Here is a 14,674-nt window from a genome sequence, read left to right as displayed (position 1 = left end):
AAATTCTATAACTTTGTCTGTAGCGTGATAATCTAGCAAAAAATCAAATAACTTTTGCCCCATGAGCACAAATCAAAATATTCACTTACTCAATGAAATGGCAACATTTGTCAAAGTCGTAGAAACCCGTAGTTTCTCCGAGACTGCTCGCCAGATGGGTACAACCCCTTCTGCAATCAGCCGTGCAATATCACGCCTAGAAAAAGCATTGGGCACAAGATTGCTGCAAAGAACGACCCGAAATTTGCGTTTAAGTGAAAGTGGACACGCGGTTTATGAGCGTTGTCTAGACATGGTAAATGCGGCTCAGGCGGTCATGGAAAGCTCAGAAAAGTTTCATTCCGAACCCCAAGGGCAAATACGGATGAGTGTACCTAAAGCGGTTGGACATTATTTAATTCATCCGCACTTACCTGAGTTTCTAAGACTCTATCCAAAAATCGACATTCAACTTCTATTAGAGGATCGATATATAGATTTAATTGAGGGTGAAGTTGACCTTGCCATTCGCATTACCGAACAGCCTCACAATGGCTTAATGGGGCGCAAATTAATCGAAATTGATCATGTGATCTGTGCATCCCCTGCCTATTTGGCACAACGAGGTATCCCTCAACACCCGCAAGATTTAAAAGACCATGACTGTATCTATTTGGGCGAGCAAGCCATTGATTCAAAATGGAAGTTTCAAAAAGGCAGTAAAAATATAACGGTTCATGTAAAAGGACGCTATGCAGCCAATCATACGGGAGTTCGTCTAGACGCGGCATTACAACATATGGGCATTGCGAGTTTGCCCTATTTTGTTGCCAATCAAGCCCTTCAAAGCAAAACCTTGATTCAGGTCTTACCAGATTGGTATTTCAAAACGTATTATAGTGGCGGAGCATGGTTACTTTACCCTGCAACCAAACACTTACCTCCAAAAATGAAAGTATTGATTCAATTTTTAGCGGACAAGCTAGCCACGGCTCCGATATTGTTAAGACCAAATACATAAAGGGCTTTTCAAGCCCATTCGAGATCAGGATGAAAAATCCTGTCAATCGTGAAAATCCAAGTACAATACAGCTTAAATTCTGCACACAATTTGAGTAAAAAATAGTTTAAAAGGCAATAAATAAATAGATTAAAAAATGTTTAATCTTTTATTTATACAATGCCCTTCTATTTTATTGGATTAAGGTATTCCAAATATAATCCATACGCTGAGAGTAAATTACTTTACTTCGAATAATATAAACATCTTGGAAAAAATGATAATTATCTAAGACGCGTAATTTATTTTCCGAAATTTCCTCTTCAATTAAAAGTTTCGGTAGCCAAGCGATGCCTAGTCCTTGTAAAACCAAAGCTTTTAAGTCACCGGCATTATCAGTTTCATAAAGAATACGATAGTCGAGTTTATTTTCAATTTCACGATCAACACATTTTCTTAAATACGCTTGTTTACTATAAGACAATAAAGGGAAATGTTGATCTAAACTATATGTCTCGTGTTTTTCTCGCGCTGAAGCCACGGGAAGTACTTCCATTTTCACAATTTTATGAAATGCAAAAATTGCATGGTCTAATTGTTTTAAAGTTTCTTCATCACAATAGCAAATTAAGAAATCACATGAACCTTCCTTTAATAATCGCATGCCTTGCTTCATGTTTGCAGCGATAATTTCAAGTTGAAGATCTTTAATATCTGTATATAAATTGTGAATGAAGGTGGGAAAAAATTGAGTGATTAGCGAGTGTGAAACGGCAAACTTAATGGAAAGCTCATTGTTCTTAATGTTCTTTTCTAAGTATTTAATGGTTGTATCCAACTGATTTTGTATGTTTTTTGCAGAGGATAACAAGATTTGCCCTGCATCGGTAAAGTCTACATTTTTACTGTAACGCTTTAAAATTTGGAAGCCTAATGCATCTTCAATGGCTTGAATTCTGCGGGTAAAGGCAGATTGAGTCACATGTCTGAGTTCTGCTGCTTTTGAAATAGACTTTTCTTGTTCGAGCGCAAGTAAGTCTTCAATCCAGCGAATTTCCAATGACATTGAATTTGTCCGTAAATTGATCGTTACTAATAATTATACAGTGTTATGCAAAAAATGCATGGATAAATATTTTTTTACATTAGTCAGGTCGGGGGTAGTCGCTCTAAGATAAAATTAATCCCGCTATAGAGCTTTTCTCAATGAACATTGAAATTAAATCACGGACTGAAAAAGATTTGCTAGGTTTTAAGGAAGTGCCATTCCATTGTTATTACGGCGTACAAACCCTAAGAGCATTAGAAAATTTCAATTTAAGCCCGAATAAGTTAAGCCATTTTCCTATTTTTATTAAAGCACTTGCGATGGTTAAATCGGCATGTGCTGTTGCAAACTTCAAACTCAACAAACTTGAAGAAAATAAATACAATGCGATTCAGTTTGCTTGCCAACAATTGATGAATGATTTGTATCATGATCAATTCCCAATTGATATGATTCAAGGTGGTGCTGGTACTTCAACCAATATGAATGCGAACGAAGTAATCGCAAATATTGGTTTGGAATCTATGGGCCATTTAAAAGGTGAATATAAATATTTACATCCAAACAATGATGTAAATATGTCACAGTCAACCAATGATGTATACCCTACTGCAATTAAAGTCGGTCTATTGTTTTCTTTAGATCAACTTAACACACCATTCCAAAACCTAATTGACAGTTTCCGCGCAAAATCTGAAGAATTTTCGCATATTCTGAAAATGGGTCGTACGCAGTTGCAAGACGCTGTACCAATGACTTTAGGTCAAGAATTTGGTGCATTTGCAAATACTTTGCAAAATGACTTAAACATGTTGAACCGCATTATGCCGAGTGCATTAAGTGTGGTGAACTTGGCGGGTACAGCGATCGGTACAGGTATCAACACTGAAGTTGAATACCGTTTACATGCTATCGAAGCTTTATCGCAAATTACGCAAAAGAATATCTCTAGTTCTCCTGACTTAATTGAAGCGACTTCAGATATGGGCGATTTCGTTTTATTGTCTGGTTTCTTAAAGCGTACAGCGACGAAACTTGCAAAAATTTCGAATGACTTACGTTTGTTGTCAAGTGGTCCGCGTGCAGGTTTAAATGAAATTCATTTAGAACCACGTCAGCCAGGTAGTTCAATCATGCCGGGTAAAGTAAACCCTGTAATTCCAGAAGCAATGAACTTGGCATGTTACCAAATTATTGCAAATGACTTGGCAATTACCCTTTCTGCTGAAGCGGGTCAATTGCAGTTAAATGCAATGGAACCTTTAATTGCATTCAAATTATTTGAATCCATTGATTTACTGGGTAAAGCAATGCGTATGTTCCAGCAAAAATGTATCGAAAACATCCGTGCTAATGCTGAACATTGCCAACACTTAGTCGATAACTCGATTGGTATTATTACTGTGTTGAATCCATACCTTGGTTATGAAACAACCACGCGTATTGCCAAAGAAGCCAATGAATCTGGTCAAAGTATCCTTGCTTTAATTAAAGCTGAAAACTTACTTTCAGAAGAAGTTTTAGCAGAAGTGCTTTCTGTACAAAACATGGTTCACCCTAAACAATCATCTTAATTGATTGATTTTTAGGTCAAAATAAATAAAAAAGGAACTTAGCCCATAAGTTCCTTTTTTTCTTTATTACAAGAAAAATAAGCAAAGATTTGAAAAACATGGCTATTTTTTATTATCATGACCCTTCTTCAATTTTATGATGAGTGTTATTTAAGATTTTTTCTGTTTGCTGTTTTTCTTTCATTTCTTTATTTCTTCTAGATTTTATTCAATAAAATCATTGATGTAATCCATAATTATTTTTTTACATCATCTTGTCTTAAAGCTATACCGAAGCCTTTGCATCAGTTTTTCTACAACACTCATATTGTTGACATATTTCATTTTTAATCTTGTTGAGGAAACTTACATGCTTAAAAAATATGCGGCTCTAACGAGTTTACCTATTTTCTTTTTTTACCCGAATACCACATTTGCCGAAGATGCCCATTTTCAGTTTTCTGGCGTTGCGAATAGCAATTATCAATATAAAGACTATGTTGAAACTGAAAAAAGTAAATTAAATTTCAATGATGTGACCTTATCTTTCGCTTATCAGCGCGATAATTGGGGCGGACTCGTCACTGCGCGTTGTTATCAATTTGATGAATTATGCGATTTTTCTGTGCTGTCAGATGCTTATTTCACTTATCACTTTAATCCGAATCAACTGCTAAGCGTCGGGTTACAGCCCATACCTTTTGGGGTGGATACCTATTGGGATGCCAGTTATTACGAAAGTATGATGTATACCTTAGGGATGCAAGATACACATAACCTTGGTTTTCGTTATGACCAGCAAACTAAGCAGCACCAGTGGAGTATTGGCTACTTCCCTACAGATGGTGGCCATCATATCGGCTCTAGTAAAGATGCAGCACGCTATAGTGCAAATTTGATCAAAGGCGATCAGCCTGACACCACGCGTATTCAAGAGCAACATATGTTGTTCGGAAAATATAGCTATCACGATCAATATGCGGGTTTAGATTATAAAGTTGGAACTTCGGTCTGGTATTCCTTATTAGACAACCAGAATACGCACAAAACCGGTTCACGCTTTAATAGTAATGTCTTTGCCAAGAGCCAAAAGAACCAGCTAGATACAACACTAACCTTTGGCTATCAAGACATTAACAATGGGCAAGCTGACTTAAATTATTCTACCTTAGGCTCTTTTGACACCGAATATAACTTGGCTAATCAAGCTTATTACTATGTTGCAGACATTGGATATAAATTTCCAGATCGCATGCAAAACTTAACTGGCTTTCGTCCTTATCTGGTCTTGAGCGGTTTAATTAAAAAAGACAACCTACCAAACTCATATCGAAATATCGCCGGTCTACAGTTTGACTATAAACAGTTACGTATCAATGCGGAATATATGTTTGCGAAAAATGATGCTTTCATTGGTGGGGATATGAATGCTTTTGCAGACTCTAAAGATACGGAGTGGAAACAAATGCTGAATGTTAATTTTGCTTTTAATTTCTAGAAGCTTGGCTATATAAATTGATGTCTAAGGGCTTATTCAGCAATATTATTTACTGCTGAATAAGCCTGTAACTAAAATCCTAGCGATCACAAATTGATTGCTTTCAATAGCAATTACACAGCTGAACTAGTGGATGCTATAAAAAACCTGACAATTAAAAACGTTGATCTCATAGCTACACTGCTCATTTTTTACCTGAGCTACAGCGTTTTTATATGAAATCATCATATCCAACAGCGGAAAAATTCAGTGACCCACTGAATCTAGTGATGAAAATTTTCTAATATTTTCCTCATCTTTTATTGAAACAAAGAAGTTTTATGAAACCTTATTTTTAGGTACCAATTTGGCCGAGAATAAAAACAATGATGTAAGAAAATGTATTTAAAATAAATTAATTTTTAAATTCAGATATTTATTTTAATTTAAATTTGAGTATTGAAATATCTTCTTATTCTTTTTTTGCTATATTGAAAACTGAGAATAATTGATTCACTTGTTTAAGCGCATTCGAATGAAAGTCTATACATAATAAGGAAGATAATGATGAGTAAAGAAAATGGAAAAGTCACGTGTGAAATTCAAGGGCATCTTGTCTTGATTGGTTTAGACCGTGTGGGGAAAAGAAATGCCTTCGATAGCCATATGATTCTAGCGTTGTCGCAAGCCCTAACCAACTATGAAGCCAATGTGAACTTGCGTTGTGCCGTAATTTTTGCCCATGGCGAGCACTTTACCGCAGGATTAGACTTACTTGAACTCCAAGATAAACTCACACAAGGCATTTTTAATTTTGCTCAGGATCAAATTGATCCATGGGGAATTAGCGGTAAACCGCGTAGTAAACCGGTGGTGGTTGCTGTGCAAGGCACATGCTTTACCGCAGGCATCGAATTGATGCTAAATGCAGATGTAGTGATTGCCAGTGAAGACTGTAAATTTGCGCAAATGGAAGTTTTACGCGGCATTATGCCCTTTGGCGGTGCTACAGTACGCTTTATACAAGCCGCGGGCTGGCAAAAAGCAATGCCCTATTTGCTTACAGGGAAAAGTTTTACCACCAGTACCGCCCTAGAATTAAAACTCATATCCGAAAGTGTCGCTCGGGGCAAACAATTAACCCGCGCCATTCAAATTGCTGAAGAAATTTGTGCTGCTGCGCCTTTAGCAGTGCAAGCTTTAATTCAATCAGCCATTGAGGCAAACTTAAAAGGATCAGCCTTTGCTTTACAAAATCTAGTCAACTATTTGCCCAAATTATTCCAATCCGAAGATGCACATGAAGGTGTCATGGCAATGGTTGAAAAAAGAAAACCCGCGTTTAAAGGGAAATAACATAAAAACTTAAATGAAAAATCGAAAGGAATATCGATGCCAACACAAAATTTGCAGTCTACTGCTCAAAAACGGTTCATTCAACATATCCATTTTCCATCACAACAAGATGCTTACCCCCTGCATGGCTTACTTTACAGTCCGCAAACCACACGACCCAAAGCCAATGTGGTGATTGCCAGTGCAACAGGCGTTCCACAAGAGTTTTATCGACGTTTTGCCGAATATCTGACTTTTTCGGGGTATCAGGTCTTAAGTTTCGATTATCGAGGTATCGGGCGTTCTTCTCCTGAACATCTCAATGGTTTTAATATGGATTATCTAGATTGGGGACGTTCTGATTTGGCAGGAGCTATTGATTACCTAAGCCAACAAGACCTTCCCTTATTTATGATTGGACATTCTTATGGTGGACAAGCCTTGGGCATGTTAAGCAATCATGATCAGATTAGCGCCTGTTATAGTTTCGGCACAGGATTAAGTTGGTCTGGTTACATGCCACTAAAAGCCAGATTAAAAATGCAAATTCTACAAAATCTGGTCTTTCCACCAATTGCCAAGCGTTATGGTTTTATGCCTTGGAGTAAATTTAATATGGGGACAGATTTGCCCTTAAATGTCTATTTGCAGTGGGCTGAATGGAGTAAAAATAAAGAATACTTTTTTGCAGATCCCTTGTTAAAAGAGTTACTAACACAGTTCGCTCAAGTCCGAACCCCGATTATTGCAGCAACCTCGATTGATGATGAATGGGCCTCTCCCAAGTCGAGAAATGCTTTTATGAAATATTATCCTCAGGCGACAATCCAATATCATGATTTGATACCGCGGCAGTTGGGTATGACCAAGATTGGGCATATGGGCTATTTTAAAAAGGATGCCAAGCAAATCTGGGATCATGTTATTGAAAATTTTGATGAAATTTTGCAGAAAAAGATGGCGTAGTCTTACATGCTGCTGAACAGCATAACGGCTCATGTATTTAAGAAAAACCTTAGATTTTATCTAAATTATGACAGACAGGTCATGGATGCTTGATCTGTTATAGTTTTTTAGCGTGGATGTGTATCTACCTGAGTAGCTTTAGTCTGAGCATAATCATGACAGAATAGAACAGAGTGAGTTTTGTGATGAATGATGATCAAGCTTCTAAAAAACCAGAAAAGTATGCGGACAGCTCCATTTCTGACAAAGCTTTTAAACGTATGATTTTATGGTTTTTCTTATACTGTGCTTTTTTCTGTATCTGCGTCATATTTGTAGTAAATGCAGACTCGGCATTTATGCGCTAGTTTTATAAAACTCGGCATTGCATATCGCATCAGTTAGGACGTTATTTTAACTGATGCTTATGTATTTGCATAAGCCACTTAAAAAGCGTAGCAATACATCTCAAACAACTTACCCATCATCTGCGATGACTTATTAAAAAGCGACATCTTCAAACCCAATAAAAAAAGCTTTCTTTGCCTAATCCAGCATAACCCTCTGGTTTAAGTTTAATGACGATCATGAATACCCAGTATTCCAAAATCAAAGCAGGTAAATTTTTTCGTGAGCCTGATCTACTACCTCCAGTAATCCAAACAAAAGCTGATTTCAATCAGCCATCACGTTGAAATTAACGCTTTTTTTTGGAGCTCTTTGCAATCAATTCTCCCCAGTCACTAAACATGGTGTATTGAAAACATGACTTGTGTAACGCTTTACTATACAAGGGATAACAGCCATTTTAGATGACATTGTCATTACATTAAATTATTGAGATATGTGACCTATGTCATTACAATTTATCGCACAATGAGCAGAGCATCTGCTGCAGCAGTCAACCCTCTTTTTTGAGCATGGCAAGCCACCGACCTCAGGGACTTGTGTCACTACGATTCAACAATGTTCTGATTAGTTAGGGGTATCAATTAAGTGCTATGAACTCATCTTCTGGCCCCTATCTCATTAGAGTATGCAGGTACGTGCTTTATAGCCGAATTGATTTTAAGGCCAAACTGGCATGAATTTAGTAAGCAACTTTAATCGGCTTTAGCCAACTCAAGCACATTTGCCATATGACTTGTCGAACTAGCCTTTAATCAACAAAAAAGGATGGCATGGCATCCTTTAATTTTAATGGTTCAAATTATTCAATCAATTTAGCGAGCTAAAATTTCATGGCACATCTGGCGTAACCATTGATGGCTCGTTTTGTGGTGACATGACATATGCCAGAATTGCTTTACGCTATAAGTTGGGAATGAAATGGGCGCATTAAAAATTTGCAAATTGCCACGCGACAATAACACTTCACTTAAGTAATACGGTACCGTTGCAATAGCGTCAGATTCTTGCACCACCAAACCGACCCCTAAATAACTCGGCAGACGCATAATGATGTCACGTTTTAAATCTAACTTTAAAAGTTCATTTTCAATATGGTAATGCCCAATACCCGCATCAATATCAATATGAGATTCAGCTAAATACTGCTCAATACTTAAATGATTTGGGGTCAAGCGTGGGTGATTCTTTGCAGCGATGACCACATAGTATTGTTCAAATAGCAGTTGTTGATAAAAGCCATTTTCCATATGCGGCAAAAAACCAATCGCAAGATCAATTTCACCATTTGCCATTTGATAACTGGTTTCAGACGTAATTGGGCGTACATTGAGTCTGACATGCGGTGCATGCTGTTTTAGATACTGCGATATTTTTGGCAACAGCACCAAATGAGAGACATCGGTCATCGCAATGTTAAATTGCTGATGAGAATTCATTTCGTCAAAATCAATTGTAAAGTTATTAATTAATTCAATACGATTTAAAGCTTCACTCACCAAAGGAAATAGCTGCTTGGAGAGTTCCGTCGGCATCATTTCATTGCCAATACGTAAAAAAAGCGGATCGTTATAGTGTTGTCGGATTTTATTTAGGCTATTACTGACTGCTGGTTGGCTCATACAAAGTTGTTCTGCCGCAACCGATACACTTTTAAATTTATATACGTAGAAAAAAATGCTAAGTAGTTTACAGTCGAGTTCGAACACTAAATTAAAAATCCTGATATTTTTACCATAGGCTTATATCATCGCGCTTTTTCAAATGTACGCCAATATCTAATTCTATCTTTTTGGTTGATTGTATGTATTTTCTAAAGGGTTTGGTCTATTAATTGTCCTGCCTGCATGCAAAATATTTTGGCATTTAAACTTTCCAACTCCTCAATATGATGCGTCACATAAATCATGGGCAATACCAAATCATGTTTGATGCGATCAAAAAAAGGGAGAATCTGTTGTTTCAGTTGAGGGTCTAAGCCAGTAAGTGGTTCATCTAAAAGTAATAAATCAGGCGATGCTAATAAAGCCCGACCTAAGCAGACGCGTTGTGCTTCACCTCCTGAAAGTTGATGGGCTTTACGTAAAATCAGTGTATCTAGTTCTAATAATTTTACGACGTGTTCATAACTGAATTTGGTGTGTGGTGTATTTTTAAGTTTTTCTGCGTATTTTAAATTTTGCTGTACATTTAAATGCGGGAACAATAAGGCTTGCTGAAATACTAACGCAATCCGTCGCTGGTGGGTTGGCAGCACAATCTTCTGCTCGGAATCGAATAATATGCGCTCATTGAGCTGAATAAAACCAACTTGTGGCTGAAGCAGCCCTGCCAAATTTTTTAAAAATGTACTTTTACCACTTCCTGAAGCACCGACAATACCCAGAATACTCTCTGACATCTGCAATTGAATATGTTGCTTGAAATGACCCTGCTGAAAATGGAAGTCACAGTTCAACATGCTTTAACCTCCAAGTCGCTTTTGGTATTTCTGTAAAATCATATGGTTGGCAATTAATGCAGCAAAGGCCAACAGCATGGATAGCCCCACCAAACGCATCGCCATGTCTTCCCCATTCGGTTGTTGTAAAAAAGAATAAATAGCAATCGGAATGGTTCGGGTTTCATCAGGTATATTGCCAACAAAGGTAATGGTTGCACCAAACTCGCCAAGGCTGCGACTAAAACATAAAATACTGCCAATAATGATGCCAGGAATCGCTAAAGGTAGACTAATGCTCCAAAATACCCAAATGGGACTCGCACCTAAGGTCGCAGCGACCTGTTCCAGTTGCTGGTTAATGAGTTGAAATGACAGACGAATGGGTTGCACCATTAAGGGAAATGCGACAATCATTGACGCGAGTACAGCCCCCTTCCAATTAAAAGCCACCTGTATGCCAAGCTCATTTAAAGAACGCCCAATCCAGCCTTGCTGACCAAACAGCAGCAAAAGCAAATAGCCCAAAACCACGGGAGGCAGAACCATCGGCATTTGTAACAACGCCTCAAGCACAAATTTAAGCCGAAACTCATAACGTGCAAGTAGCCATGCCAATGCAATTGCGAATGGCAGACTCAGGAATGTGGCGAACAAAGCCACTTTAGCCGAGAGATATAAAGCACTGAGTTCTTCTGGACTTAACATAGCATTGCCCTATTCTATGGCTTTACAACAAAACCATAGCGTTGAAAAATCTGTTTTGCTGTGTGATGTGTACGCACAAAATGTTCGAACTGCACTGCCTCTTTATTGGTTACACCCTGATGAGTTAAGGCAATCGGATAAATAATCGGTTGATGGGTATTTTCAGGAAAAGTTCCAATAATTTTGACTTTTTGACTCATTAAGGCATCGGTTTTATAGACGATCCCTACGGAACATTCGCCACGCTCCACAAAAGCCAATGCCGCACGCACATCATCCGTACCGACCATTCGCGCCTTTAAACCATTCAGCCAGCCGAGTTTACTCAGACTTTGTTTGGCATATTTCCCTGCGGGTACTGACTCCATTTGCCCTGTACATAAATGCCCCTGAAATGAGTGTGCAAAGTTAAATTGCGGCTGGGCTTGAAAAGCAATCTTCGTTTGGCGTGGACTAATCACGACCAACTGATTAAATAAAAAAGGTTTGACCTGTTGAGAACTAACTTTCTGCTTTTTTAGCAAATAGTTCATCCAGTCCAAGTCAGCAGAAAAATAAATATCGCTATTGGCACCTGCTTCAACTTGTTTGGCCAAAGCCGATGAGGCTCCAAATACTGGCACAATTTTACTTTGCGGATACTGAGTTTGATAAAGTTTTGAAATATCGGTTAAGGCATTGGTCAAGCTAGCCGCCGCATAGACTTTCACTGTTCCAGCCTGTGCGGTAACTGTTAAAAGTGCTGCTATGCCGAACAGTATGACATTTATGCCTTTCATTTCATCACCACTCAAAATCTTGGACTCAATTTTATAGATCAGGTCTAAATAAATAGTCCTTGTACCATCGATCCCTCGGTCAGCTCCTGATTTTCAGGAATTCGAACTAGGCAATTGGCCTGCATGAGATTACTCAGCATATGTGACTGTTGTTTAGACAAATTTTTGACCCTTAACTGCCCTTGCTCAAATTGTGCAGACATTCTTAACAAGCGTTCTCTGGAATCACTTTTAATCGGTTGCGTCAGTGTGGCTGTAAACCAGTTCGGTAATTGTGCTTGACCTTGCAAGGCAAGAAGTAAAGTTGAAGTATAAATTTGCATTCCCACAAATACCGCAGCAGGATTGCCTGGGAGTCCCAATAAATAGCAGACTTGATCCGATGATCGCTGAAATGTTGCAAAGAACATGGGCTTGCCAGGTTTCTGTTTAACTTTCCAGAACACTTGCTCGAAGCCTTGGGCTAATGCGACAGGCCTTACAAAATCATAATCCCCGACGGAAACACCGCCTGTAGTCAGAATGACATCGTATTCCTGTTTTAACTGCTGCATCAGTTGCATCACCGCAGATTCGGTATCTGCCACATCGAAAATTTTAACGTGTTGCTGCCGCTCGATGAACCACGCTTGAATTAACGGAGCATTGGCATCGAAAATCATACCTACTGCAAAATCTGCTAAGTTTTGCGCGACTTCATCGCCAGTTATGACCACAGCAATACGTGGATAACGGTAAACCTCGACATCCATTACACCTGCCATACTCAATGCAGCAATTGCACCGACACCTAAATATTGGCCTTTTTGTGCCAGTAATTGTCCTTTACTGAGTTCTTCCCCGACATCACGAATATCTGCATGAGGTGCCAAAGCCGTGGTTATCTGAATTTGATTAGAAGCCAATAGGGTTACAATTTCTTGCCGTGCGACTGTCGTGGTACCTTCAGGAATCTTGGCACCAGTAAATATACGCAGTGCCTGTCCATGTGTTAATTGAATATGTTGATCTTGTCCTGCACGTATTTCACCCACCAATTCAAATTGGGCATTCGCTAGTATTGGCTCATGGCTACATAACGCATAACCATCGACTGCACTTTGGCTAAACAAAGGTAAATCAATTGCAGAGTAAATTTCTGCTGCCAGATAACGATGCAGAGCTTGTGCTAAAGGTATGTTTTCACTGGGTAAAGCTTGTACATTTTCTAAAATCAAATTCAAGGCCTGATCAATGCTAATCAGCCCATGCTCTGCACCACAGCCTGCCATTATTGATATCCTCCCGCATGCGGAATATTTTTCTGTACATCAAACAGATGAATCAAAGCCGGTTGAATGGCAATCAAGGACTCTTTTGCCCCCTGACGGCTACCCGGCAAGGTAATCACCAGACTTTGATCAATATAGCCTGCAACTCCGCGACTAAGTGCAGCATAGGGCGTACGCTTTTGTCCGAAACTTCTGGAAGCTTCCATCAGGCCCGGAATTTCTCGTTTCATTAATGGTTGCAGGGTTTCAACCGTCAAGTCCTTAGGTCCAAGTCCCGTTCCTCCCACGGTCAAAATCAGAGGGTACTGATTTTTTTGCTGTTCAATCAGTTCCAAAAGCTGCTCAGGGCTATCGGGAATGACCTGATAGGCAATCTCTTTAAAATTGGCCTCTTTTAAGATATCGAGTACATTCAGTCCTGCGGTATCTGGCTTTTTACCTGCGGCCACTGTATCGGAAAGCACAATGATGGATGCAGGAATTGACTCTTTTAAGGCACGAGTATAATGGGATTTTCCGCCTTTTTTTTGCGCCAATTTACACTGATCTAAGCATAAATCTTCAGGTTCACAATGCGGTTTAAGCATGTCATACAGGGTTAAACCTGCCAGACTAACAGCAGTTAATGCCTCCATTTCGACTCCCGTCGGGCCAATGGTTTCGACGGTCGCGGTAATCAGTACATGTTGTTCAAAGAGTTCATATTCCACATCCGCACGGTAGATGGGTAAAGGATGGCACAGTGGAATCAGTTCATCTGTCCGTTTTGCTGCCAAAATTCCCGCAATACGGGCCGTTTTCAAGGCATCCCCTTTTTCGGTATTGCCATTACGCAGTAATTCTATGCAATGTGCAGGTGCATGCAGAATTCCCGTTGCAACCGCAACCCGATAACTTTCGGCTTTCATGCCTACATTTTTCATTGCTGATTCCTATAATTCTAAATTTAGACCGAAGCGCTATGAGTATGATGCTGCTTGCAGTCATGCTGATGGCGATGCTCAGATGTTTTCACCCCATCATCATGGTCTTTACGAATACAACAGCCTTCTACATATTGGCTGCTGCCATCTGCATAAAATTCTTCCTTCCAGACAGGCACTTCATGTTTGACCCGCTCTACCGCTTCTTCGCAGGCTTGAAAAGCTTCACGGCGATGTGCGGCATAGGCCATGGCAATAATGGCGGTATCACCAATTGCTAAAGCACCAACGCGGTGGATTACTCGAACATAGGACACCTGATATTTGGCTTGAATTTCCTGCTCAATCGCTCGAATCATTTTTTCTGCAATAGGTGCATAAGCGGTATATTTCAAAGCTTTGACGGCTTTACCCTCGTGATGGTTGCGCACTGTGCCGATAAAAATGCCAATTCCGCCACACTCAGGAAAATGCTGTATGCCATCAAAACAGTCTTGGTTGAGTGCCGTCGTCTGAATTCGGGAAAAATTCTTCAAGCTCATCTGCTTAGCCTCCCGCCACAGGTGATAACAACACCAAAGTCATGGCATGTTGTATGGGAGTTTGACGTGGCACAATGTCATCACCAACTGCACAGGCACAACGGTCAATCAAGGTTTTGGCTTCAGGATACAATGCCGCAACATGGCTTAAGGCGGCACCAATATCCGCATGTGCTGGACTCTGAATGACCAAATTCGAGGGCAGTAATTTTTCTACCGCGCCATAGGCTTCAATTCGAATGGAGATACTTGAATTGGCTTGCATC

14 protein-coding genes are annotated in these 14,674 nt (G+C 39.4%); 5 read left to right on the top strand and 9 right to left on the bottom strand.

Annotated elements, in window-relative coordinates:
- The first annotated feature begins 61 nt into the window (after nt 1-61).
- The gene (locus AC6CHI_RS09950; protein WP_498121045.1) at nt 62-1,000 is read left to right on the top strand and encodes a LysR family transcriptional regulator; all 939 of its coding nucleotides are present in this window, start codon (nt 62-64) and stop codon (nt 998-1,000) included.
- Between the two features lie 172 nt (nt 1,001-1,172).
- Here the strand turns inward: AC6CHI_RS09950 and AC6CHI_RS09945 are convergent, their stop codons facing one another.
- Nucleotides 1,173-2,045 carry a LysR substrate-binding domain-containing protein gene (locus AC6CHI_RS09945; RefSeq protein ID WP_498121044.1) on the bottom strand — a complete coding sequence of 291 codons (873 nt, stop codon included), beginning with the start codon at nt 2,043-2,045 and terminating at the stop codon, nt 1,173-1,175.
- A gap of 140 nt (nt 2,046-2,185) precedes the next feature.
- Here AC6CHI_RS09945 and AC6CHI_RS09940 point away from each other — a divergent pair, with 140 nt between their 5' ends.
- The 4 genes from AC6CHI_RS09940 to AC6CHI_RS09925 all read left to right on the top strand — a co-directional run bounded on the left by AC6CHI_RS09940 (nt 2,186) and on the right by AC6CHI_RS09925 (nt 7,358).
- Nucleotides 2,186-3,601, top strand: a complete 1,416-nt coding sequence (locus AC6CHI_RS09940; protein ID WP_458892089.1) for an aspartate ammonia-lyase — start codon at nt 2,186-2,188, stop codon at nt 3,599-3,601.
- Nucleotides 3,602-3,950: 349 nt separating this feature from the next.
- Entirely contained in the window at nt 3,951-5,078 is a 1,128-nt protein-coding gene (locus tag AC6CHI_RS09935) for a porin (protein ID WP_498121043.1), read from the top strand.
- A gap of 546 nt (nt 5,079-5,624) precedes the next feature.
- The gene (locus tag AC6CHI_RS09930; protein ID WP_498121041.1) at nt 5,625-6,413 is read left to right on the top strand and encodes a crotonase/enoyl-CoA hydratase family protein; all 789 of its coding nucleotides are present in this window, start codon (nt 5,625-5,627) and stop codon (nt 6,411-6,413) included.
- A 36-nt stretch (nt 6,414-6,449) separates the two neighbouring features.
- Nucleotides 6,450-7,358, top strand: a complete 909-nt coding sequence (locus AC6CHI_RS09925) for an alpha/beta hydrolase family protein (protein ID WP_498121040.1) — start codon at nt 6,450-6,452, stop codon at nt 7,356-7,358.
- A 1,202-nt stretch (nt 7,359-8,560) separates the two neighbouring features.
- Here the strand turns inward: AC6CHI_RS09925 and AC6CHI_RS09920 are convergent.
- From AC6CHI_RS09920 to AC6CHI_RS09885, 8 genes are all read right to left on the bottom strand, one after another.
- A complete protein-coding gene (locus AC6CHI_RS09920; protein WP_458892085.1) occupies nt 8,561-9,454 on the bottom strand; it encodes a LysR family transcriptional regulator in 894 nt (297 codons plus the stop codon).
- Nucleotides 9,455-9,558: 104 nt separating this feature from the next.
- Complete coding sequence (locus AC6CHI_RS09915) at nt 9,559-10,206, bottom strand: ATP-binding cassette domain-containing protein (RefSeq protein ID WP_498121039.1); 648 nt, start codon at nt 10,204-10,206, stop codon at nt 9,559-9,561.
- Nucleotides 10,207-10,209: 3 nt separating this feature from the next.
- Nucleotides 10,210-10,893, bottom strand: coding sequence for a molybdate ABC transporter permease subunit (gene modB / locus AC6CHI_RS09910; RefSeq protein WP_498121038.1), 684 nt, complete (start codon nt 10,891-10,893; stop codon nt 10,210-10,212).
- Nucleotides 10,894-10,907: 14 nt separating this feature from the next.
- Nucleotides 10,908-11,672, bottom strand: a complete 765-nt coding sequence (gene modA / locus AC6CHI_RS09905) for a molybdate ABC transporter substrate-binding protein (RefSeq protein WP_498121037.1) — start codon at nt 11,670-11,672, stop codon at nt 10,908-10,910.
- 44 nt (nt 11,673-11,716) lie between these two features.
- Nucleotides 11,717-12,943 (bottom strand): molybdopterin molybdotransferase MoeA, encoded by a 1,227-nt coding sequence (locus tag AC6CHI_RS09900; protein WP_498121036.1) that lies wholly within the window; start codon nt 12,941-12,943, stop codon nt 11,717-11,719.
- Nucleotides 12,943-13,866 carry a bifunctional molybdenum cofactor biosynthesis protein MoaC/MoaB gene (gene moaCB, locus AC6CHI_RS09895; RefSeq protein WP_498121035.1) on the bottom strand — a complete coding sequence of 308 codons (924 nt, stop codon included), beginning with the start codon at nt 13,864-13,866 and terminating at the stop codon, nt 12,943-12,945. Before moaCB ends, AC6CHI_RS09900 begins: the two co-directional genes overlap by 1 nt.
- Before the next feature lie 23 nt (nt 13,867-13,889).
- A complete protein-coding gene (locus AC6CHI_RS09890; protein WP_498121034.1) occupies nt 13,890-14,408 on the bottom strand; it encodes a molybdenum cofactor biosynthesis protein MoaE in 519 nt (172 codons plus the stop codon).
- A 4-nt stretch (nt 14,409-14,412) separates the two neighbouring features.
- On the bottom strand, nt 14,413-14,673 hold the full coding sequence (locus tag AC6CHI_RS09885) for a MoaD/ThiS family protein (RefSeq protein WP_498121032.1): 261 nt from the start codon (nt 14,671-14,673) through the stop codon (nt 14,413-14,415).
- Between the last annotated feature and the right edge of the window lies 1 nt (nt 14,674).

The sequence above is a fragment of the Acinetobacter sp. GQ146 genome, assembly GCF_059758585.1.
This window is presented reverse-complemented; position numbering and strand designations above follow the sequence as displayed.

Excerpts from the sequence above, each read along its gene's own strand:
- AC6CHI_RS09950 (WP_498121045.1), top strand. The coding sequence starts at position 62 with ATGAGCACAAATCAAAATATTCACTTACTCAATGAAATGGCAACATTT.
- AC6CHI_RS09945 (WP_498121044.1), bottom strand. The coding sequence starts at position 2,045 with ATGTCATTGGAAATTCGCTGGATTGAAGACTTACTTGCGCTCGAACAA.
- AC6CHI_RS09940 (WP_458892089.1), top strand. The coding sequence starts at position 2,186 with ATGAACATTGAAATTAAATCACGGACTGAAAAAGATTTGCTAGGTTTT.
- AC6CHI_RS09935 (WP_498121043.1), top strand. The coding sequence starts at position 3,951 with ATGCTTAAAAAATATGCGGCTCTAACGAGTTTACCTATTTTCTTTTTT.
- AC6CHI_RS09930 (WP_498121041.1), top strand. The coding sequence starts at position 5,625 with ATGAGTAAAGAAAATGGAAAAGTCACGTGTGAAATTCAAGGGCATCTT.
- AC6CHI_RS09925 (WP_498121040.1), top strand. The coding sequence starts at position 6,450 with ATGCCAACACAAAATTTGCAGTCTACTGCTCAAAAACGGTTCATTCAA.
- AC6CHI_RS09915 (WP_498121039.1), bottom strand. The coding sequence starts at position 10,206 with ATGTTGAACTGTGACTTCCATTTTCAGCAGGGTCATTTCAAGCAACAT.
- modB (WP_498121038.1), bottom strand. The coding sequence starts at position 10,893 with ATGTTAAGTCCAGAAGAACTCAGTGCTTTATATCTCTCGGCTAAAGTG.
- modA (WP_498121037.1), bottom strand. The coding sequence starts at position 11,672 with ATGAAAGGCATAAATGTCATACTGTTCGGCATAGCAGCACTTTTAACA.
- AC6CHI_RS09900 (WP_498121036.1), bottom strand. The coding sequence starts at position 12,943 with ATGGCAGGCTGTGGTGCAGAGCATGGGCTGATTAGCATTGATCAGGCC.
- moaCB (WP_498121035.1), bottom strand. The coding sequence starts at position 13,866 with ATGAAAAATGTAGGCATGAAAGCCGAAAGTTATCGGGTTGCGGTTGCA.
- AC6CHI_RS09890 (WP_498121034.1), bottom strand. The coding sequence starts at position 14,408 with ATGAGCTTGAAGAATTTTTCCCGAATTCAGACGACGGCACTCAACCAA.
- AC6CHI_RS09885 (WP_498121032.1), bottom strand. The coding sequence starts at position 14,673 with ATGCAAGCCAATTCAAGTATCTCCATTCGAATTGAAGCCTATGGCGCG.